The 21163-nt window shown below is 72.3% G+C and carries 17 protein-coding genes; 12 read left to right on the forward strand and 5 right to left on the reverse strand.

Going from position 1 to position 21163, the window contains the following annotated elements; genetic code table 11:
* Nucleotides 1-1247, forward strand: a 1247-nt coding sequence (locus ACFT41_RS28955) for a M4 family metallopeptidase (RefSeq protein ID WP_377614048.1), incomplete at its 5' end; no start/stop codon positions are given.
* 112 nt (nt 1248-1359) lie between these two features.
* Here ACFT41_RS28955 and ACFT41_RS28960 read toward each other — a convergent pair.
* On the reverse strand, nt 1360-2139 hold the full coding sequence (locus ACFT41_RS28960) for a pyrimidine reductase family protein (RefSeq protein WP_377590461.1): 780 nt from the start codon (nt 2137-2139) through the stop codon (nt 1360-1362).
* Nucleotides 2140-2291: 152 nt separating this feature from the next.
* Here ACFT41_RS28960 and ACFT41_RS28965 point away from each other — a divergent pair, with 152 nt between their 5' ends.
* Entirely contained in the window at nt 2292-2837 is a 546-nt protein-coding gene (locus ACFT41_RS28965) for a plasmid pRiA4b ORF-3 family protein (RefSeq protein ID WP_377590460.1), read from the forward strand.
* Between the two features lie 131 nt (nt 2838-2968).
* On the opposite strand, the gene ACFT41_RS28970 is transcribed toward ACFT41_RS28965, so the two are convergent.
* Nucleotides 2969-3565, reverse strand: coding sequence for a hypothetical protein (locus ACFT41_RS28970; protein ID WP_377614049.1), 597 nt, complete (start codon nt 3563-3565; stop codon nt 2969-2971).
* 642 nt (nt 3566-4207) lie between these two features.
* Between ACFT41_RS28970 and ACFT41_RS28975 the strand changes: the two genes are divergently transcribed.
* The 6 genes from ACFT41_RS28975 (at nt 4208) to ACFT41_RS29000 (ending at nt 11169) form a co-directional block, all read left to right on the forward strand.
* On the forward strand, nt 4208-5521 hold the full coding sequence (locus ACFT41_RS28975) for an ABC transporter substrate-binding protein (RefSeq protein ID WP_377589146.1): 1314 nt from the start codon (nt 4208-4210) through the stop codon (nt 5519-5521).
* A 186-nt stretch (nt 5522-5707) separates the two neighbouring features.
* Nucleotides 5708-6694 carry a carbohydrate ABC transporter permease gene (locus ACFT41_RS28980; RefSeq protein ID WP_377614050.1) on the forward strand — a complete coding sequence of 329 codons (987 nt, stop codon included), beginning with the start codon at nt 5708-5710 and terminating at the stop codon, nt 6692-6694.
* 13 nt (nt 6695-6707) lie between these two features.
* Entirely contained in the window at nt 6708-7607 is a 900-nt protein-coding gene (locus ACFT41_RS28985) for a carbohydrate ABC transporter permease (RefSeq protein WP_377589148.1), read from the forward strand.
* Nucleotides 7604-9037 carry a GH1 family beta-glucosidase gene (locus ACFT41_RS28990; protein WP_377589149.1) on the forward strand — a complete coding sequence of 478 codons (1434 nt, stop codon included), beginning with the start codon at nt 7604-7606 and terminating at the stop codon, nt 9035-9037. Before ACFT41_RS28985 ends, ACFT41_RS28990 begins: the two co-directional genes overlap by 4 nt.
* Before the next feature lie 91 nt (nt 9038-9128).
* Complete coding sequence (locus ACFT41_RS28995; RefSeq protein WP_377589150.1) at nt 9129-10175, forward strand: LacI family DNA-binding transcriptional regulator; 1047 nt, start codon at nt 9129-9131, stop codon at nt 10173-10175.
* A gap of 367 nt (nt 10176-10542) precedes the next feature.
* Nucleotides 10543-11169: a hypothetical protein gene (locus ACFT41_RS29000; protein WP_377589151.1), complete on the forward strand. Its 627-nt coding sequence runs from the start codon at nt 10543-10545 to the stop codon at nt 11167-11169.
* A 30-nt stretch (nt 11170-11199) separates the two neighbouring features.
* Here ACFT41_RS29000 and ACFT41_RS29005 read toward each other — a convergent pair whose 3' ends face one another.
* Both ACFT41_RS29005 and ACFT41_RS29010 read right to left on the reverse strand, forming a co-directional pair.
* Nucleotides 11200-12411: an acyl-CoA dehydrogenase family protein gene (locus ACFT41_RS29005; protein WP_377589152.1), complete on the reverse strand. Its 1212-nt coding sequence runs from the start codon at nt 12409-12411 to the stop codon at nt 11200-11202.
* Nucleotides 12411-13685, reverse strand: coding sequence for a phosphotransferase family protein (locus ACFT41_RS29010; RefSeq protein WP_377589153.1), 1275 nt, complete (start codon nt 13683-13685; stop codon nt 12411-12413). Before ACFT41_RS29010 ends, ACFT41_RS29005 begins: the two co-directional genes overlap by 1 nt.
* 149 nt (nt 13686-13834) lie before the next feature.
* On the opposite strand from ACFT41_RS29010, the gene ACFT41_RS29015 reads away from it, so the two are divergent.
* The 4 genes from ACFT41_RS29015 to ACFT41_RS29030 all read left to right on the forward strand — a co-directional run bounded on the left by ACFT41_RS29015 (nt 13835) and on the right by ACFT41_RS29030 (nt 20160).
* Entirely contained in the window at nt 13835-14542 is a 708-nt protein-coding gene (locus tag ACFT41_RS29015; RefSeq protein ID WP_377589154.1) for an amino acid-binding protein, read from the forward strand.
* A gap of 256 nt (nt 14543-14798) precedes the next feature.
* Nucleotides 14799-15947, forward strand: coding sequence for a GNAT family N-acetyltransferase (locus tag ACFT41_RS29020; RefSeq protein ID WP_377589155.1), 1149 nt, complete (start codon nt 14799-14801; stop codon nt 15945-15947).
* A gap of 342 nt (nt 15948-16289) precedes the next feature.
* The gene (locus ACFT41_RS29025) at nt 16290-19220 is read left to right on the forward strand and encodes a glycoside hydrolase family 9 protein (protein WP_377589156.1); all 2931 of its coding nucleotides are present in this window, start codon (nt 16290-16292) and stop codon (nt 19218-19220) included.
* Nucleotides 19221-19416: 196 nt separating this feature from the next.
* Nucleotides 19417-20160 (forward strand): cutinase family protein, encoded by a 744-nt coding sequence (locus tag ACFT41_RS29030; protein ID WP_377589157.1) that lies wholly within the window; start codon nt 19417-19419, stop codon nt 20158-20160.
* Nucleotides 20161-20290: 130 nt separating this feature from the next.
* Here the strand turns inward: ACFT41_RS29030 and ACFT41_RS29035 are convergent.
* The coding region (locus ACFT41_RS29035) for a hypothetical protein (RefSeq protein WP_377614051.1) at nt 20291-21163 on the reverse strand (873 nt) is incomplete at its 5' end.

Consider the following 21163-nt stretch of genomic DNA (forward strand, 5'->3'; position numbering starts at 1 on the left):
GCGCCAGCCAGAGCATCACGGCCGCGCCGCGCCGGGCCGCCCTCGCCGCGCGGCCCGCCGTCGGCGAGGCCGCCGCCGGCCGCGCCGCCCTCGCCGCCTCCACCGCCACCGCCCGCCGCATCGACGGCACCCAGCTGGTGTACGACGCCGACGGCGCGCGCACCGCCCTCGCCTACGAGGTGGTCGTCGGCGGCGTGTACGCCGACGACACCCCCAGCGAGCTGCACGTGCTCGTCGACGCCGCCACCGGCGGGGTCCGCGACTCCTGGGAGGGCGTGCAGCGCGAGGGCACCGGCAACACCCTCCACTCCGGCACCGTGCCGCTCGGCACCACCGCCGCCGGCAGCACGTACCAGCTCACCGACGGCGCCCGCGGCGGCCACAAGACGTACGACCTGAACGGCGGCACCAGCGGCACCGGCACCCTGGCCGCCAGCGCCACGAACGTCTTCGGCGACGGCACCGTGGCCAACCGGCAGACCGTCGCCGCCGACGCCCACTACGGCGCGGCCGTCACCTGGGACTACTTCAAGAACACGTTCGGCCGCAACGGCATCCGCAACGACGGCGTCGCCGCCTACAGCCGGGTGCACTACAGCACCAACTACGCCAACGCGTTCTGGAGCGACTCCTGCTTCTGCATGACGTACGGTGACGGCGGCTCCGGCTGGGCCCCGCTGACCTCACTCGACGTCGCCGGCCACGAGATGACCCACGGCGTCACCAGCAACACCGCCGGCCTGATCTACAGCGGCGAGTCCGGTGGCCTGAACGAGGCCACCAGCGACATCTTCGGCACCCTCGTGGAGTTCTCCGCCGCCAACGCCAGCGACCCGGGCGACTACCTCATCGGGGAGAAGCTGCGCACCACCGGCGTGCCGTTGCGCTACATGGACAAGCCCTCCAAGGACGGCTCGTCGGCCGACTGCTGGTCCACCCGCATCCGCTTCAAGGACGTGCACTACTCCTCCGGCGTGGCCAACCACTTCTTCTACCTGCTCGCCGTCGGCAGCGGGGCGTCCGCGTACGGCGACAGCCCCACCTGCGACGGCAGCGCCATCACCGGCATCGGCAACGCCAAGGCCGGCGCGATCTGGTACCGCGCGCTGACCATCTACATGACCTCGCGGACCAACTACGCGGGGGCCCGCACCGCCACCCTGTCGGCCGCCGCCGACCTCTACGGCGCCAGCAGCGTCGAGTACCGGACCGTCGCCGCCGCCTGGACGGCCGTGTCGGTCAGCTGATCCGATTCGGAGTACGACGGGGGCACCGCCGCCCCCGTCGTACCGGAACCGCCCCGCCCGCCATGCCCGTCTCCCGCTCCCGGCCCCGCCCGGCGGCGGGCCTCCGCCCCGCCTACGAGCTGGCGGCCGGGCCCGGGGCCGGGTCGGCGTCGCGGGCGTAGCGGAGCATCAGCACGCCGTCGGCGGCGGCCAGCACGTGCCGCAGCGGCAACTCCCGGTGCGGCCCGGCCGGCCCGGCGGCGATCCGCCCCGGGCCGGCCCCGGCGAGCAACGGCGCGACGGTGAGGCAGACCTCGTCGACCAGGTCGGCGGCGGTTAGCGCGCCGAACAGGTGCGGGCCGCCCTCGCAGAGCACCTGCCCGAGGCCGCGCCGGCGCAGCTCGGCGAGCCCGGCGGCGAGATCGACCCGGCCGACCCCGCAGCGCACCAGGTCGGCCACCTCGGCCAGGCCCGGCGGCGCCTCGGCCGCGGCATGGGTGAGCACGACCGGGCGCACCGGCGCGTCGGCGAAGACGGCCTGCGCCGGATCCAGGTCCAGCGAGCCGGAGACCACCACCAGGGTCGGATACCCGGCCAGCCCGTGCGCGCGCCGCCAGGCCCGACGCGACGCGTCGAGCCGCACCGCGCGGTACCCCTCGTGCCGCAGCGTCCCGGCCGCCACCAGCAGCCCGTCGCAGAGCATCCGCAGCAGACCGAAGACCCGCTTGTCCGGCTCGCCGGACAGCCCGGCGGAGTAGCCGTCGAGCGAGACCGCGCCGTCGATGCTGGTCACGAAGTTCACCCGCAGGTGGGGGCGGTCCGTCCGGCCGTACAGCGCGGTCAGCTCCGCATCGTCCAACGGGGCCGCCGACGGGGCCGGCCAGAGGCGGGAAATCGCCACACCGGCGCTCATTCGCCGGCCGGACCCGTGACCGGAGGGATGGGTTCGGGGGTACGGTGCTGGCAGTCGCACCACGCCCGGCCCGGGCATTCGTCGTGCCGCCGTTCCCGGCAGGATCGGCAGATCATGCCGGCAGCCTATGTCGTGAAGGGAGGGGGCAGCACATGCCACGTCAGATCTTCCAGCTGAAGGTGTCCCTCGTCGGGGTCCACCCCCTCATCTGGCGGCGGGTGCTGGTCCCCGCCGGATACACGCTGGACCGGCTGCACCGGGTCGTGCAGCACGCGATGGGCTGGCGCGACTGCCACCTGCACTCGTTCGAGATCGGCGGCACGCAGTACGCCCAGCCCGACCCGGACGGGGAACTGGCCGTGCGGGACGAGTTGGACGTCCGGCTGGACGCGGTCGTCGGCAAGGGCAGCCGCTTCCACTACACCTACGACTTCGGCGACTGGTGGGAGCACGACATCCTCGTCGAGGACGCCTTCGCCGCCGACCCGGACGAGCGGTACCCGACCTGCCTGGCCGGCGAGCGGGCCTGCCCACCGGAGGACGTCGGCGGCCCGGCCGGGCACCAGGTGCTGCTGGCCGCGCTCGCCGACCCCGCCCACCCCGAGCGCGAGCGGCTGCGGGACTGGGTCGGCGACTCGTACGACCCGGACGCCTTCGACCCGGCCCGCGCCGCCACCCTCCTGCGCCACCTCAGCTGAGGTGCAAGGAAGGGCCCCCTGTTAACGCTTTCGGTAGAGGAAGGGCCCCTTCTCAACGCCTGCTGGCCGGGGACGCCGTCGAGCCGGGCCCCGGTTGTGGTGGCCCGGCTCGATGGCTGTGTGTGTGTGGGTCAGTTGTTCCAGTGTTGGGTGACGAGGTCGGCGGCCTGTTGTTCCCATTGGGCGTAGGCGTCGGGGTAGGCGGAGACCTGGACGGTCTGGGCAGCGTCGGTGAGGGGCATGTCGTGCCAGCCGTCGACCTGCTTGAGGCCGGTGAGGAAGGCGGTGGTGGCGTAGGCGGGGTCGGTGATTTGTTCGGGGGTGCCCCACCCGCTGGAGGGGCGCTGTTGGAACAGGCCGAGGGAGTCGTGGTCGTTGTGGTCGCCGAGGTGGCCGAGGTTCTGCAGCTTCGATTCCTGCAGGGCGGTGCCGATGGAGATGACGGCGGCGCGTTCGTCGAGGCCGGTCTTCTTGGTGGCGGTGATGATGGCCTTGGCGTTGGTGGTCTGTTCGGTGTCGAGGTCGATGTGCGACTGCGCGCCCTGTACGCCGTGGGGGGTGAGGGCGGCGGTGTCCACGCCGGTGTTGTCGGTCTGGGCGGCGGCGGGTCGGGTGTCGACCGTGTCGGTGCTGGTGGTGGTGTGGTGGAGGGGTCCGGCGGCGAGGCCGGCGGTGGCGGTGAGTCCGGCGATGCCGAGGACACTCTTGCGCAGGATGGTGGTGGTCATGGGGGGTGACTCCAATCCGGGGGTCGACACCCGTCCGGGCAGAGGGCTTGGGGTGGGTGTGAGCACCACGTCGAGGCGCCCGAACAACGAAGCAGGGAGATGGGGGCGGCTGCCTTGCGGCGCCGGGTCCAGGTATAACGACCCCGGCCCCGCCGCGATTCCGGCCCCAGGATGCCGCCGGTCACCGTCGCCCGCTCGCCCACCCGCTCGCCCACCTGCCTGCTCGCTCGCCCGCCAGCCGGACCGGATAATCCGCTCACCAGGTCGGTTGATCGACTCCATGACGGCGACATCGGGGTATCCAGGGCGTGGGATGCCCCCATGTCGCCGACATGGCGCAACCCGCCGGAGCCCGACGTGGCGTGGCGCGCTGGACGTCCGCCGGCTGGGCGCTGGACGCCGCCTAGATCCGGGCTCGCGATAGTTCCGATACACGGCGGTAACGATCTGGGAACGCTCCCAAAGGCTTATTGACACCTTCGGGACTCTCCTCCAGTCTCATGGGAGCGCTCCCGGGCCGTGTTGCGGATCTCTCCGCAGCCTCGCCGGGCGTCGACCGTGGGCTCCGGCCATCGGCCGCGAGCGCCTGCACAGCACCCCCCACCACATGACACAGCCTCACCACCGAAAGAGGGGTCTCGGATGAGCGTCCCAATCCGTCGCCGGCGGCTCGCGGCCATCGCGCTCGCGTCCGTCGCGATGATCGCCACCACTTCCGCCTGCGGCAGTGACGACGAGGGCTCGGGCAGCAGCGACGGCCCGATCACCCTCGTCGTCGACGTCTTCGGCGACCAGGGCTTCGGCTACGACGAGCTCTACAAGCAGTACGAGTCGGAGCACCCGAACATCAAGATCGAGCAGCGGGGCAAGGGCCTCGGCCTCGGTGACTACAACACCCGCCTCACCCAGCAGATCACCGCCGGTGCCGGCGCCGGTGACGTGGTGGCCCTCGAAGAGGGCACGATCGTCCAGTTCTACGCCCAGGCCGGCAAGTTCGTGAACCTGGCCGACCACGGCGCGAACGACCTCAAGGGCAACTTCCTGCCGTGGAAGTGGGAGCAGGGCACCACCCCGGACGGCGCCGTCCTCGGCCTCGGCACCGACGTCGGCTCGATGGCGCTGTGCTACCGCAGTGACCTGTTCAAGGCCGCCGGCCTGCCGACGGACCGCGAAGAGGTCGGCGCGCTCTGGCCGACCTGGGACCAGTTCATCGCCACCGGCCAGAAGTTCGTCGCCGCCGACAAGAAGCACAAGTTCGTCGACTCGGCGACCAACTTCTACAACGTCGTGCTGATGCAGACCGCGGGCAACGGCACCGGCTACACCTACTACGACAAGAGCAACAAGCTGGTCATCGGCGAGAACCCGGACGTGCGGACCGCGTACGACCTCTCCACCAAGATGATCGCCGCCGGCCTGTCGAACAACCTCCAGTCGTTCTCGAACGAGTGGAACGCCGGCTTCAAGAACGGCACCTTCGCCACCATCGCCTGCCCCGCCTGGATGACCGGCGTCATCAAGGGCCAGGCCGGTGACTCCGCCGCCGGCAAGTGGGACGTCGCGAAGGCCCCCGGCAACGGCGGTAACTGGGGCGGTTCCTTCCTGGCCGTGCCGAAGTCCAGCAAGCACGCCAAGGAGGCCGCCGAGCTGGTGAAGTTCCTGACCAGCGCCAAGGGCCAGACCGAGGCGTTCAAGAAGGTCGGCAACCTGCCGTCGTCGCCGCAGGCCCTGGCCGACCCGGCCGTCGCCGACTCGACCAACGAGTACTTCACCAACGCCCCGGTCGGCAAGATCTTCGCCGCCGGTGCGAGCGAGCTGAAGCCGGTCTACCTCGGCCCGAAGAACCAGGCGGTCCGCACCGCCGTGGAGAACACCCTGCGCGCCGTCGAGCAGGGCAAGCCCGCCGCCGAGCAGTGGCAGGCAGCGCTGAAGAACGGCGAGGCCGCCGGTAAGTGACCGGTCGAACCGACCACGGGTGGCGTCGACAGGCGACTGTCGGCGCCACCCGCGGTGCCCGGTAAGCCCCGGCACCGCCCGCGGCCGGGCTGGCAATCCCCCCGGCGCCGCCCGCGCGGAAGGCCGGTAATCCCCCCGGTGCCGCCCGCGCGGGCGGGTCGCGCCGACCGACGAGAAGGACCGTCGATGAGCCTGGACCTCACCACCGCAGCGCCCCCCGGCGAGGGCGGTGACCCCGCCCGCCCCGCCCGTGCCGAGCGCCGCCGCCCGGCCTCGTTCACCAAGCTGGACCTGAAGTTCTCCCCGTACCTGTACGTCCTGCCGTTCTTCGTGATCTTCGCGGTCTTCAGCGCGTACCCGATCGTCTACACGGTCTGGATCGCGCTCACCGACCGGTCGCCGCTGAACGCCACGATCAGCTTCGTCGGCCTGGACAACTTCGTCGAGCTGCTGACCGACGACCCGCAGTTCTGGAACGCGGTCGTCAACACGTTCGGCATCTTCCTGCTCTCCACCGTGCCGCAGCTCATGCTGGCGCTGGTGCTGGCCAACGCGCTGAACCGGAAGCTGCGGGCGCAGACCTTCTTCCGGATGGCCATCGCGATGCCGATCATCACCTCCACCGCCGTGGTCGCGCTGATCTTCTCGATGATCTACGCCAAGGAGTTCGGCCTCGCCAACTGGCTGTTCGACCTGGTCGGCCTCGACCCGATCGACTGGCGGGCGAACCGTTACGCCTCCTGGTTCGCCATCTCCACCATGGTCGACTGGCGGTGGGTCGGCTACAACGCCCTGATCTACCTGGCCGCCATGCAGTCGATCAGCAAGGACATGTACGAGGCGGCGGCGCTGGACGGCGCGTCGCGGCGTCGGCAGTTCTGGTCGATCACCATCCCGCAGCTCCGCCCGACGATCATCTTCACGCTGATCGTCTCGACCATCGGCGGGTTGCAGCTCTTCACCGAGCCGCTGATGTTCACCAGCGGCGCGGGGGCGCTCTCCGGCGGCTCGGAGGGGCAGTTCCAGACCATCACCATGTACCTGCTCGACGTGATGAACACGCGGTTCCGCTGGGGGTACGCCGGCGCGGTGGCCCTCGTGCTGTTCCTGCTCATCGCGCTGGTGTCGCTGGTGAACTACCTGCTCGCCCGCCGCATCAGTTCCGACAAGTGAGGGTTGCGCCCAGATGACGACCACGACGCTCCGCCCACCCGCGCGCCCGGCCGGTAAGCCGCCGCGCGACGCGCACAAGGCCGACCGGATCTGGAAGGCGACCCCGCTGACCTGGGTCGGCCTGGTCCTCGGCGTGATCCTCTCGCTGTTCCCGTTCTACTGGATGATCGTCATCGCGTCCCGGACGAACGACGCGGCCAACTCCTGGCCGCCGCCGTTCCTGCCCGGCGGCAAGCTCGGCGAGAACATCCAGCGGGTGCTGGAGAACGGTGACGCCAACATCGTCAAGGGGCTGATGAACTCGTTCCTGGTCTCCGGGACGATCACCATCGCCACCGTCTTCTTCGGCTCGCTGGCCGGTTTCGCCTTCGCCAAGCTGCGCTTCCGCGGCAAGAACGCGATGCTGCTGATCATCCTCGCCTCGATGATGGTCCCGATCCAGCTCGGCGTGCTGCCGCTGTACATCCTGATGGCCAAGCTCGAGTGGCTGAACACCATGCCGTCGGTGACGGTGCCGTTCCTCATCGGCGGCTTCGGTATCTTCATGATGCGCCAGTACGCCGAGCAGGCCGTGCCCAACGAGCTGATCGAGGCGGCCCGGGTGGACGGCTGCTCCACCTGGCGCGTCTACTGGCACGTCGTCGTCCCCGCGCTGCGGCCGGCGGCGGCGGTGCTGGGCCTGCTCACCTTCATGGAGCAGTGGAACCAGTTCTTCTGGCCCTTCGTGGTGCTCGCCGACCCGGCCAACCCGACCGTGCAGATCTCGCTGCGCAGCCTCAACACGGCATACTTCGCCGACAACTCGCAGATCTTCGCGGGCACGCTGGTCGCCACGCTTCCGCTGTTCGTCGTGTTCGTCCTGTTCGGCCGCCAGATCATCGGCGGGATCATGGAAGGTGCCGTCAAGTCGTGAGCGATCCGACCCGTCCGCCCGCCGTCGGCGTCCTCGACCAGGGCCCGGCCCTGACCTTCCCGCCCGGCTTCCTGTGGGGTGCCGCCACGGCGGCGTACCAGATCGAGGGCGCGGCCACGGAGGGCGGCCGTACCCCCTCGATCTGGGACACGTTCAGCCACACGCAGGGGCGGACCATCGGCGGGCACACCGGCGACGTGGCCTGCGACCACTTCCACCGGATGCCCGACGACGTACGCCTCATGGCGGAGCTGGGCCTGAAGTCCTACCGGTTCTCGGTGTCCTGGCCGCGCGTGCAGCCGGGCGGCTCGGGCGCGGCCAACGCCGAGGGGCTGGACTTCTACCGGCGGCTGGTCGACGAGCTGCTGGGCCACGGCATCGAGCCGTGGCTGACCCTCTACCACTGGGACCTGCCGCAGCCCCTCGAGGACACCGGCGGCTGGCCGGCCCGGGACACCGCCGGCCGGTTCGCCGACTACGCCCAGCTCGTCGCGGACGCGCTCGGCGACCGGGTGCGCTACTGGACCACGCTCAACGAGCCGTGGTGCTCGGCGTTCCTCGGGTACGGCTCGGGTGCGCACGCGCCGGGGCGTACCGACGGGGCGGACGCGGTCCGGGCCGGGCACCACCTGATGCTCGGGCACGGCCTGGCCGTCCAGGCGCTCAGGGCATCGCGCCCCCAGGCCCAGCTCGGCATCACGGTGAACCTCTACCCGGTGACCCCGGCCACCGACTCGCCGGCCGACGCGGACGCGGCGCGGCGGATCGACGCGCTGGCCAACCGGTTCTTCCTGGATCCGGTGCTACGCGGGTCGTACCCGGCGGATCTCCAGGCGGACCTGGCGCCGGTGACGGACTTCGGGCACGTGCGTGACGGCGACCTGGAGATCATCTCGACGCCGCTGGACCTGGTCGGGGTCAACTACTACAGCCGGCACGTGGTCGCCGCCCCGGTCGAGGGGGAGCAGCCGGAGGCGTACTGGCGGGCGCCGACCTGCTGGCCGGGCAGCGAGGACGTCCGGTTCGTCACCCGGGGAGTCCCGGTGACCGACATGGACTGGGAGATCGACGCCCCCGGGCTCGTCGAGACCCTGGAGCGGGTCCATCGGGAATACACCGACCTGCCGCTGTACGTGACCGAGAACGGCTCGGCGTTCGTCGACTGCGTGGTCGACGGTCAGGTGGACGACGCCGACCGGTTGGCCTACTTCGACTCGCACCTGCGGGCGGCGCACGCGGCGATCGGTGCAGGGGTGCCCCTGCGGGGCTACTTCGCGTGGTCGCTGATGGATAATTTCGAGTGGGCCTGGGGTTACACCAAGCGCTTCGGCATGGTGTACGTCGACTACGACAGCCAGGTCCGCATCCCCAAGTTCAGCGCCAGGTGGTACGCCGAGGTGATCCGACGCAACGGTCTGGCCGCACAATAAGGCACACGGCCAGCCAGTGACGGGCGGTTCCGGTGCCCGTCCCCCCCAACCCCGGGGGCGCGTCGGGCCGCCCATGTCGGAGGAGCAGACGATGACAACGCAGCGCACCCGGTCGCTCGGGCGCCCGACCCTTGACGCGGTCGCCGCGCGCGCCGGCGTCGGGCGCGGCACGGTTTCCCGGGTGGTCAACGGCTCACCCCAGGTGAGCCCGGAGGCCCGGGCCGCCGTGCAACAGGCGATCGCCGAGCTGGGGTACGTGCCGAACCGCGCCGCCCGGGCCCTGGTGACCCAGCGGACCGACTCGGTGGCTCTGGTCGTCTCCGAGTCCGGGGACCGGGTCTTCACCGAGCCGTTCTTCGCCGGGATCGTGCGGGGGATCAGCTCGGGGCTGTTGGAGACCCCGATGCAGCTCTGGCTGGCCATGGCCCAGTCGCCGGTGGAGCGGGAACGCGTGGAGCACCACCTCACCAACCAGCACGTCGACGGCGTCCTGCTGCTGTCGCTGCACGACTCCGACCCGCTGCCCACCCTGCTGGAGGAGCGGGGCCTGCCGACCGTGCTCGGCGGCCGGCCGGCCCGGATGCTCCAGCCGGGCGCGCAGCCCGCGTACTACGTCGACGTGGACAACGTCGGCGGTGCCCGGCACGCCGTGGAATACCTGTTCGCCCGGGGACGGCGGCGCATCGCCACCATCGCCGGCACCCAGGACATGGGCGCCGGACTGGCCCGGTTGACCGGCTACCGGGAGGCCGTCCAGGCCACCGGGGGCGGCCTCAACCCCGACCTCATCTCGTACGGCGACTTCAGCGAGGGCAGCGGGGCAGCCTGCATGCGTCGTCTGCTGGAGGTCTGCCCGGATCTCGACGCGGTCTTCGTCGCCTCCGACCTGATGGCCTTCGGCGCGCTGCGGACGCTGCGCGAGGCCGGCCGGCGGGTGCCGGACGACGTGGCGGTGATCGGCTTCGACGACGCGCCGGTGGCCCGGCAGGCCGAGCCGCCGCTGACCACCGTCTTCCAGCCGGTCGAGGAGATGGGCCGGCAGATGGCCCACCTGCTGGTGTCCCGCATCCGCGGTGAGGACATCCCGACCAACCACATCCTCCTCGACACCCACATGGTCCGCCGCGCCTCCGCCTAGGGCCTGCCTCCGCCACCATCCCGCCGCTCCGAAAACAGGAGATATTGGAAGCAAAGGGCCCCTCTGAAGGCCGGTATTCTCCAAGATCCATCCCGGTTCCCGCTCGTCGTCAGGGCTGCGACCAGTTTCCCGTGGACGGCGCGCCCGCGGACGCTAAGACACGTGCTGCCCTTCTCCCCGCACTTCGACGCAGTCCCCTGGGTGCGGTCCCGCGTCTGATTGATCCGGCCTGGCGCCATCTGTGAAAGGTCCGTGCCGTCAGCCGGTATCTCGGCTCCGCATACCGGCTCCTGAAGTCAGGACCACGCCGGCGCGGGGACGGAGAGAGCTCCGGGGCCGGTTCCTTCGTCGATGGGAGACCGCTGTCATGGCAATCCTCGGTAGCCGCGCCCACCGGGTGGCGCTAGCCCTGTTCGCCGGCCCGGCCCTGGCCGGCCTGCTGGCCGCCACCGCCCTGCCGGCCGCCGCCGGGCCGCTGGCCGCCACCGCCCTGCCGGCCGTGAAGCCGGATCGGATCATGACCGTCACCGACGTCTGGATGAGGGATGTCGCCGCCGACGTCGGCCTCCAGCCGCACTCGGGCACCACGATCTGGGCAAGCCCCGACGTCTTGGTCTGCCCGACCCCGGTGGAGTGCGCGACCAGCCAGTCCCCGGTCGTCGGCATGACCAGCCACATCTTCGTCAAGCTGCGCAATCCCGGGCCGTACGGGTCGGGCACCGACAGCGGGGTGCTGCGGTTCTACCGCACGAGTCCGGGCGGTGGCCTGGCCTGGCCGGCGGACTGGGTGCCGGTGACGTCGGTGAGCGTCACCGTTCCCCCGGGCGTGACGACGGTGACCGTCCCGTGGACCGCCGTGCCCGGCCCCGGTCACTTCTCCCTACTGGCCGTCTGGGACTCCCCGAACGACCCGCTGCCGTTCATGACCACCAACATCGCGACCAACGTCCGGCACAGCAACAACATCGCCTGGCTCGACCTGCTGTCGGTCTGACCTCCCGCCGTTGCTGCCCGGGTACGGGGGTCAGGCCCAGCGGCGCAGCTCGTGCTTGGCCAGGGAGGAGCGGTGGACCTCGTCCGGGCCGTCGGCGAGGCGCAGGGTGCGGGCCTGGGCCCAGAGCCCGGCGAGCGGGGTGTCCTGGCTGACGCCCGCGCCGCCGTGCCCCTGGATGGCCTTGTCGATCACCCACTCCGCCATCGCCGGGGTGGCGATCTTGATGGCCTGGATCTCGGTGCGCGCGCCCTTGTTGCCGACGGTGTCCATCAGCCAGGCGGTCTTGAGCACCAGCAGCCGGGCCTGCTCGATGCGGACCCGGGACTCGGCGATCCACTCCCGCACCACGCCCTGCTCCGCGAGGGGGCGGCCGAACGCGATCCGCTGGTTGGCCCGGCGGCAGAGCAGCTCCAGGGCTCGCTCCGCCATGCCGATCAGCCGCATGCAGTGGTGGATGCGCCCCGGGCCGAGGCGGGCCTGGGCGATGGCGAAGCCCGCCCCCTCCGCGCCGACGAGGTTCTCCGCGGGCACCCGTACCCCCGTGAAGTCGATCTCCGCGTGGCCGCCGTGTGGGGCGTCGCTGTAGCCGAAGACCGTCATCCCGCGCCGCACGGTCACCCCCGGGGTGTCCCGGGGGACCAGGATCATGCTCTGCTGGCGGTGCCGGTCGGCCCCGGGGTCGGTCTTGCCCATCACGATGAAGATCTCGCAGCGCGGGTCCATCGCCCCGGACGACCACCACTTGCGTCCGTCGATCACGTAGGAGTCGCCGTCGCGGACGATCCGGGTGGCGATGTTGGTGGCGTCGGAGGAGGCCACCTCCGGCTCGGTCATGCAGAACGCCGAACGGATCTCGCCGTCGAGCAGCGGACCCAGCCAGCGGTCCCGCTGCGCCGCGGAGCCGAACTCCGCGAGCAGTTCCATGTTGCCGGTGTCCGGGGCGGCGCAGTTGACCGCCTCGGGGGCCAGGTGCGGGCTGCGCCCGGTCAGCTCCGCCAGCGGCGCGTACTGGAGGTTGGTCAGCCCGGCACCGTACCGGGGGTCGGGGAGGAAGAGGTTCCACAGGCCGTGCCGGTGCGCCTCGGCCTTCAGCTCCTCCAGCACGGGGGAACGGGCCCACGGGTCGCCGGCCGCCGCGACCTGCTCGGCGTGCACCGCCTCCGCCGGGTACACGCACTCCTCCAGGAACGTGCCGAGCCGCGCGCGCAGCTTCTCGGTGCGGGCGTCGAACTGGAAGTCCATCACTTCTCCCTGACTGCGCGCAGACCGTGCTCGACCAGCGGAGCGACCATGTCGCCGATCCGGTCGAAACCCCCGCCGAGCGTCTGCCCGAGGGTGTGCCGGTAGTGGATCCCCTCGCAGATCACCGCGAGCTTGAAGCAGCCCAGGGCGACGTGCCAGTGCAGCGGCCCGACATCGACGTCGCCGCGCCCGGCGTACCGCTCGATCAGCTCGCGCCCGGCGGGGAAGCCGGCGCGCGGGCCGAGCCCGTCGGCGACCGGGTTGCCGGCGGCGGCGTCGCTGTCGCCGAGCACGTCCCAGTACGTCAGCAGGAGCCCAAGGTCAGCCAGCGGATCGCCGAGGGTGGCCATCTCCCAGTCCAGCACCGCCCGCACCGCCACCCGGCCGTCGGCGTCGGCTGTCCCGGCTGTCCCGTCAGCGTCGGCTGTCCCGGCTGTCCCGTCAGCGTCGGCTGTCCCGGCTGTCCCGTCAGCGTCGGCTGTCCCGGCTGTCCCGTCGGCGTCGCCGGCGGTGGTGGGGTTGGTGTCGACCACGGCGAGCAGGTTGTCCAGCCGGTAGTCGCCGTGCACGATCCGCCCGGCGTTCGCGCCCTCGGGCACCGAGCCGGCGAGCGCGTCGCGTAGCGCGTCGATCCCGGGCAGCGGGCGGCTGCGGGACTGGTCCAGTTGGCCGGCCCAGCGCCGCACCTGCCGGCCGAGGAAGCCCTCGGGGCGGCCGAAGTCGGCCAGCCCGACGGCCGCCGGGTCGACCGCGTGCAGGTCGGCGAGGGTGTCCATCATCGCCATGGCCAGGTCGCGGCGCTGCCCGGCGGTCAGCGCGTCGGTCTGCGACCGGCTGCGGAACACCTCGCCGTCGACCTTCTCCATCAGGTAGAACGGCGCACCGATCACGGCGGGGTCCGTGCAGAGCAGCAGCGCCGCCGGGACCGGCACGGCGGTCGGGGCGAGCGCCGAGATGACCCGGTGTTCCCGGGCCATGTCGTGCGCCGTGGCGAGCACGTGGCCGAGCGGTGGCCGGCGCAGCACCACCTCCCACCCGGTCGCCGGCTCGCCCGCTCCGTCGCCCGCCTGCGCGCCGGAACCCCCGCCGGTGCGCAGCAGGTAGGTCAGGTTGGACTTGCCGCCGGCGATGAGCCGGGCCCGCAGCGGCGGGGCGGCCAGCTCGGGGCGGTGCACGGCCAGGTGGGCGGCGAGCCGGTCGAGGTCCAGGCCCTTCGGGGCACCCGCGCCCGCACCGGGGCCGGTGCGCGGGTCGACGACGGCCGGATCGGTCATCCGACTAGTTGATGGCAGCTCACGCGCCTTGTCAAGGCGGGATTTTCCCCCGGGACACGGCACGGCAACAGGGACGAAATGGTCAACGGGCAGGCTGGTGCCCAGCCTGCCGGCCGCCCTGCGCCGGCCTGCCGAGCGGAGGGACGATCATGTTGCTGAGAGTTCGGGTGACCCTGCCGGACCGCCCCGGCACCCTCGGCCAGGTGGCCCGCACACTCGGCGTCTCCGGTGCCGACATCGTCCAGGTCGTCGTCCTGGAACGGCTCGGCGGGCGGGCGGTCGACGACTTCACCGTGGTGTGGCCGGGCGCCTCCCGGGTCGAGCGGCTGCTGGCCGGCCTGGCCGCCATCCCCGGCGTACGGGTGGACGGCGTCTGGCGGGCGATCGGCGCGCCGACGACCACCGGCCAGGATGCCGAGCTGCTGGCCCAGGTCGCCGGCAACCCGGCCGACGGCCTGGCCACCCTGGTCGACGCGGTGCCGGGGCTGCTCGCCGCGGACTGGTCGGTGGCGGCGGTGGTCCCGCTGGACTGGGCCTCGCGTACCGGCAGCGGGGGTGGCGACGCCACGGTGGCGCACGCGAGCTGGCGGGTGCCGGTCCCGCCGCAACTGCCCGAGATCACCCCGCTGCGGGCCCGCGCGATGACCGCCGTCAACGGCACCCACTACGCGATCGCGCCGTTCGGCCGGGCCGGGCTGGTGCTGGTGGTGGCCCGCGACCAGACCGAGGCGCTGAGCCCCGCCGCGTTCCACTCCACCGAGGTGGACCGGCTAGCCCAACTGGTCCGGGCCAGCGCGGTGATCCTCGGTGACCGGCTGGACCTGGTGGGTGCGCCGCCGGTGGTGGCCGGCGGCTGAGACTGTCGGGCCCCGGTGCGGGGTCCGTCAGCCGGAGTCGGGCCCCGGTGCGGGGCCCGCCCGGCGGCACCAGTGCGGACCCGGCCGATGCGGCCGGGTCCGCACTGTCGTTCTCCCGCACGTCGCCGACCCGGCGTGTCGCGGGTCACCACCTGTGGCGCTGGTCATGCGCACGGTTCCCGCGCCGTCACCACCGGGCAACGGGCCCGCAACAGCCGGCCGGCATCGTCGTAGGCGGGTGAAGGGAGAGACAACCATGGCGCTGTGGCGAATCCGAGCCACCGTGGACGACCGGCCGGGCTACCTGTCGGTCCTCACGGCGAGCCTCGCGTTGCGCGGGGTCAACATCCTCACCGTGCAGGTGCACACCACCGAGGTCGGCGCGGTCGACGACTTCCTCGTCGACGCGCCGGACACGCTCGACGAGGCGGAGCTGATCGCCGCCGTGGAACGGGGCCGGGGCCGGGACTGCTGGGTGGCGCGCAGCGAGGCGCGTGGCCTCGCCGACCAGCCCACCCGGGTGCTCGGCCTGGCCACCCGGCTGGTCCGCGACCCCGACGAGGCGGGGGAGGCGCTGCGGGCGCTGCTCGGTGCCGACGAGGTCACCTGGCGGCCCGCGGCCGTCGCGGGGGGCATCGCCGGCACGACGATGGCCCTGCCCGACCCCACCGGTGGGTCGTACGAGCTGCGCCGGGCCGCGCCGAGCTTCACCCCGGCCGAGTACGCCCGCGCCCAGGCGCTCGCCGAACTGGCGGCGACGGTGGGCCGGCGGGCCGCCGATCAGGTCACCCTCGTCCTGCCCGACGGCGCGGAGGCGGTCGTCCGGCCAGCGGTCGCCGGCGACCTGGCCGGCGTACTGGAGCTGCACCAGGCCTGCTCGGCGCGCACCCTGCACCGTCGCTACCTCGGCGGGGCGGCGCTGCCCGTGCCGGCCCGGCTGGGTCGGCTGCTGGAACCGGCCCAGGGCCTGACCCTCGTCGCGACGGCGGCCGGCTTCGGCTCCGCGGCGGCCGGTTCCGATGGGACGGTTTCCGGTGCGGGCAGGGCTGCGGCCGGCCCCGACGGCGCGGTGGCCGGTTCGGGCTGGGCGGCGGAGCCGGTCGTCGCGATGGCGAACCTGCTCACCGAGGGCGACGAGGCTGAGGTGGCGCTACTGGTGCGCGACGACTGGCAGCGGCGCGGGATCGGCACGGCCCTGCTGCGCCGGCTGGTGCGGCACGCCGAGCGGGCCGGCCTTGCGGCCCTGGTGCTGCACGTCCAGGCGGAGAACACGCCGATGCTGCGTACCCTGCGCCGGCTCGCCCGGCCGATGGCGACGGAGCTGGACGGCTCCCTGGTCACCGTCAGCCTGCCGGTGACCGCCGCCGTGGCCGGGCTGGTGCCGGCCCGGAGCCGCCACCGCTGACCGCGCCCGGTTCGAGCTGCGCCGGGCACCTCGGGCGGGGGTACGAGCAGGATCCAGCCGTCGCCCGGACAACGGGGTGGTCGGCGCACGTAGCCCAGGGCTGCGGCCCAGAGCCGGCCCGCCCGTTCGCGGTCGGACACTCCGAGGGAGAGCCTGGCCCGAGGCTCGCGGCGGTGGGGTCTTCCCAAGTGCGCAATCCGCTGGATACATTGTCGAGCATCCATGGGAGCGCTCCCGCGCCTCCTCGGAGACCCCACCACCCGCCTCCGCCGGCCCCGACCCCTCAGACGCCGTCCCGCGTCCGGTCGGGGCCGCCGGGCGCCATCCGCCAGGAGCTCGCAGATGCGTCACCCGAACCGGCCGTCCCGGCCGTCGCGCGGCCGACCCTGGCTGCGCCGCCTGCTCGCCGCCGGCGCCGCCCTGGCCAGCGGCCTCGCCATGGGCGTCGTCGCCCCGCAGGCCGCGCCCGTCGCCGCCGCGCCCGCCTTCAACTACGCCGAGGCGTTGCAGAAGTCCCTCTTCTTCTACGAGGCGCAGCAAGCCGGCAAGAAGCCGGCCTGGAACCGGGTCTCCTGGCGCGGCGACTCGGCGCTCACCGACGGCGCCGACGTCGGGGTGGACCTCACCGGCGGCTGGTACGACGCCGGCGACCACGTGAAGTTCGGCTTCCCGATGGCGTTCAGCGCCACCATGCTCGCCTGGGGCGCGGTCGAGTACCGCGACGGGTACGTCGCCTCCGGGCAGCTCACCCACCTGCTGAACAACCTGCGCTTCGTCAACGACTACTTCGTCAAGGCGCACCCCGCCCCGAACGTCCTCTACGGGCAGGTCGGCAAGGGCGACGACGACCACAAGTGGTGGGGCCCGGCCGAGGTGATGCCGATGGCGCGTCCCGCGTACAAGATCGACTCAAGCTGTGGTGGCGCGGACCTCGCGGGGGAGACGGCGGCGGCGATGGCCGCCTCGTCGATGGTGTTCCGGCCCACCGACGCCGCCTACGCCGACAAGCTGCTGACCCACGCCAAGCAGCTCTACACGTTCGCCGACACGGTGCGCAAGAGCTACCACGAGTGCATCACCGACGCGACCAGCTTCTACAGGTCGTGGAGCGGGTGGCAGGACGAGCTGGTCTGGGGCGCGATCTGGCTGCACCGGGCCACCGGTGACGCCGCCTACCTGGCCAAGGCCGAGAGCGAGTACGACAAGCTCGGCACCGAGCCGCAGTCGACCACCCGGTCCTACAAGTGGACGATCGCCTGGGACAACAAGCAGTTCGGCGCGTACGTGCTGCTGGCCAACCTGACCGGCAAGCAGAAGTACGTCGACGACGCCAACCGGTGGCTCGACTACTGGACGGTAGGCGTCGACGGCGCGAAGGTGAACTACTCGCCCGGCGGGATGGCGGTGCTCGACTCCTGGGGCGCGCTGCGCTACGCCGCCAACACCGCGTTCGCCGCGCTGGTCTACAGCGACAAGACCACCGACGCCACCCGCAAGGCGCGTTACCACGACTTCGCCGTCCGGCAGATCAACTATGCGCTCGGCGACAACCCGCGCAAGTCCAGCTACCAGATCGGGTTCGGGGCCAACGCGCCGAAGAACCCGCACCACCGTACGGCGCACGGCTCCTGGTGGGACAGCCAGACCGTGCCCACCGAGACCCGGCACGTGCTCCACGGCGCGCTCGTCGGCGGCCCGTCGTCGGCCAACGACGCCTACACCGACAGCCGGTCCGACTACGTGATGAACGAGGTCGCCACCGACTACAACGCGGGCTTCACTTCCGCCCTGGCCCGGCTCACCTCCGAGTACGGCGGCACCCCGCTCGCCGGCTTCCCCACCGCCGAGACGCCGGACATCGACGAGCTGACCGTGGAGACCACGGTGATGCAGGCCGAGCCCCGGGCCACCGGGCTCAAGGCGATCGTCTACAACAAGTCGGCGTTCCCGGCCCGCGCGCTGACCAACGGGAAGTTCCGCTACTACTTCCGCCCCGAGGGCAGCGCCGCCGTCCAGGTCACCCCCGGCTACACCCAGGGCTGCCCGTCGCCGTCGGCGGCCAAGCAGCTCAGCGGCGACATCTGGTACGTCGAGGTCGACTGCACCGGGCACACCATCGTCCCGGCCGGCCAGTCGCAGCACCGGATGGAGGTGCAGTTCAAGATCGGCGTGCCGGAGGGCGGCACCTGGGACCCGACCAACGACCCGTCGTACCAGGCCACGGCCGGGCCGAACAAGAAGGTGACGCTCTACGCCGGCAGCACCCTCGTCTGGGGCGCGGAGCCGACCTCGACGCCGTCGGACACCACCCCGCCGACCGCCCCCGGCACCCCGGTGGTCTCCGCGATCAGCCCCACCTCGGCCACGCTGACCTGGCCCGCGTCCACCGACACCGGGGGCAGCGGCCTGGCCGGCTACGACATCACCCAGGAGATGATCGGCAGCGACGCGCTCATGCTGCACCGCACCACCACCAACAGCCTGACCCTGACCAACCTCTCGGCCGCCCGCAACTACCGGTTCTGGGTACGCGCCCGCGACGGCGCCGGCAACACCTCGCTGTCCTCGCCGGTGCTCGCGGTGGCCACGCCGGCCGGGACCGGGTCGGACACCACCGGGCCGAGTGTGCCCGGCGCCCCGACCGCGTCCAACGTCACCTCGACCGGGGTCACCCTCAGCTGGGGGCCGTCGACCGACAACGTCGGGGTGGCCGGCTACCAGGTCTGGAAGGTCACCTGGCCGCTGCACTCCGTCGTCGCCACGGTCGCCGGCACCAGCCACACGGTGACGGGGCTGACCCCGGACACGTCGTACCCGTTCTACATCGTGGCGGTGGACGCGGCCGGCAACCCGTCGGTCACGTCGCCCAGCGTCTCGGTGCGGACCCTCCCCGGGGCGTCGCCCACCCCGACGCCCACCCCGACGCCCACGCCCACCCCGACGCCCCCGGCCGGGTCCTGCAAGGTCGCGTACGCGACCAGCGACTGGAGCACCGGCTTCACCGCGAACATCACGATCACCAACACCGGCTCGACGGCGCTCAACGGCTGGAGCCTGGCGTTCACCTTCCCGAACGCCGGACAGAAGGTCACCCAGGGCTGGTCGGCCAACTTCACCCAGACCGGCACCGCCGTGACCGCGTCGAACGCCCCCTACAACGCCGCGCTCGCGCCTGGCGCGTCGGCGACCCTGGGCTTCAACGGCACCCACACCGGCACCAACCCGAAGCCCACCGCCTTCACCCTCAACGGTTCCCCCTGCACGCTGGCCTGACGTTCTGCTGAATCTTGGACGGTTACTGTCTCGTGTGGACGGTAACCGTCCAAGATCTTCGCGCGCGTGCACGTGGGTGGCGCGCTCGCGGTTCAGCCGGGGCGCGGACTGTGGCAAGCCGCACAAGGTCCGCCCCCGGTCCCGTCGGCCCCGTACTCACCGGCACTCGTGTCGAGCTGAGGATGAGGAGCTGACCATGAACGGACGCAGGAACCGAACACGGTGGCGGCGGCCGGTGGCCCTGGCGGCGGCTGGAGCGCTGGTGGCCGCCGGGCTGGCGATCGCGCCGCTGACCTTCGCCGCCGAGGCCCCGCGCAACGCCTGCCCGGACCTGGAGATCATCGGGGCCCGGGGCACCACCGAACGCCCCGGCCTCGGAATCGTGCTCACCCCGCTGGCCCAGCAGATCACCCGGCAGGCGCCGCAGACCGTCCGCACCATGGCGCTGGACTACCCGGCCTCGTTCAACTACACGTCGAGCGTCCGGCAGGGCGTCACCGAACTCCAGTCGGTCATGGCGGCGACCGTGGCCGCCTGCCCCGGCACCCGGTTCGTGCTGATGGGCTACTCGCAGGGCGCCGACGTGGTCGGCGACGCGCTCGCCGGTATCGGCAGCCGGTCCCGGTTCGGCGCGCGCGGCTCCGCCCCGCTGCCCGTCGACCTCGGCGCGCGGGTCTCCTCCGTGCTGCTCTTCGGCGACCCGACCTTCACCGCCGGCGAGCCCTTCAACGTCACCGACGGGCGGGCCTCCGGCATCTTCGCCCGCGGCGCGGGCAGCCTGAACGCCTTCGCCGCCCGCGTCCAGTCCTACTGCAACGCGGGTGACCGGTTCTGCCAGGGCGGGCCCAGCCTGGCGGCGCACCTCAACTACCAGGGGTTCCGCAACCAGGCCACCCAGTTCGTGGCGGCAAGGGCCGCTGCGGCTCCCGCCGGGGGTTGATTCCGACCGGGGCACCGTAGCGGCCGGCCGCCCGGAGCGGGCGTGTCCGCGCCGGTGCCCCGGGGCGGTCACCGCAGCGGTGACGGTCGCCGCCCCGGGTCCGCGCGGCCTCGGCCGCGCGGCGTACGGCTCACTCGCCGGGGATGAGCTGGAGGAACTCGTAGTGGATCTCGACCCAGTTCTCGCCCTCGGTGAGCCGGAGATGGTTCTCGTTCCCGCAGAACGTGCCGAACGGGGTCAGCCAGTCGTTGTGGCCGCTGCTGTCCGACTCCTCCACGTTGACATAGAAGCATGGCTGGGCGTTGGAGCCGACGCGCAGGGGCGCGAGCACGGTCGGCGGGATCCAGTGACTCATGGTCGGCGGGTTGTGGCTGCTCTGTTCCCACAGCGAGTACGCCGATCCGCCGCCGGGGCTGACCTTGATGAAGCCGTACGGCTCGGGGTCCCCGGCGTCGCCGGGGTTGCCGAAGTCGACGCGCGTGACGTGGTAGAGAAACTGGTACGGGCTGGTCTGACACGGGATCGACGTCGCCCAGGACAGGCAGGGCCGGACCAGTCGTTGCACCGCGTAGTACATGGTGATGGTGCCGTCGTCGCCCCGGAACGTGCCGACCCCGCCGGTGCCGCACACGTCGCTGACCTGTGAGCTCAGGTCGTCGTCGCCGTTGCTGCTGTCGGACTCCCGCACGCTGGCGTGGAAGCAGAACACCCCGGTGTCGCTGTCGACGACGGCCCGGGCGTCGGTCAGCGGCACCCGCACGACGTGCGGGATGTCGTGGTCGGCCTGCTGCCAGGCGGTGCGGATCGGCGTGCCTTGGCCGTCGACGAGCGAGACCGACCCGTAGGGCTCGAAGTCCGACCCGGCGTCACCGGGGTTGTCGAAGACCAGCTCCTCGACGGTGACGAGGAACCGGCCGCCGGTGGGCGGGCAGGCCTCGTTCTCCGTCGCGGCTGCGGCGAACGGCTTCCGGCCGCAGTTCTCGTAGTGCAGAACGGCGACCAC

The sequence above is a fragment of the Micromonospora sp. NPDC057141 genome, assembly GCF_042670805.1.
In the GTDB taxonomy this organism is placed as follows: domain Bacteria; phylum Actinomycetota; class Actinomycetes; order Mycobacteriales; family Micromonosporaceae; genus Micromonospora.